The organism is Romboutsia sp. 13368, from assembly GCF_018336475.1.
GTDB lineage: Bacteria > Bacillota > Clostridia > Peptostreptococcales > Peptostreptococcaceae > Romboutsia.
The window spans coordinates 1,145,222-1,145,580 of sequence record NZ_CP048741.1 but is presented as its reverse complement, the minus strand read 5'-3'; the positions used below and the strand labels follow the sequence as shown (position 1 = coordinate 1,145,580).

The 359-nt window shown below is 19.5% G+C and carries 1 protein-coding gene; it reads right to left on the bottom strand.

The window, feature by feature from the left end; all coding sequences use genetic code 11:
• Nucleotides 1-76: 76 nt before the first annotated feature.
• A partial coding sequence (locus tag G3997_RS04640; protein WP_296648839.1) for a rhodanese-like domain-containing protein occupies nt 77-359 on the bottom strand: 283 nt, incomplete at its 5' end.

Sequence of the window (359 nt, the reverse complement as noted above, 5' to 3'; positions counted from 1 at the left end):
GGATATTATGATAGTAAAATTAGATATAAATATATATGCTATATAAATAAAAATAAGATAGCTTAATTAAGCTATCTTATTTTAAATATCCAATTATTCCATCTTCTAAGTTATATAATTTATCAAAACCTTCCATAGAAAGTAAATTACAAGCTGTAATACTTCTATGTCCACTTCTACAGTAAATTACTATATCTTTATCATTATAATCTTGTAATTCATCTATATTGTATAATAAATCTTGTAATGGTATATTTATTGAATTTTCTATATGAACTTCTTCAAATTCTTCCTCAGTTCTTATATCTACTAGTAATATATTTTCATTATTTTTTATTAATTCTTTTAATTTATTACTA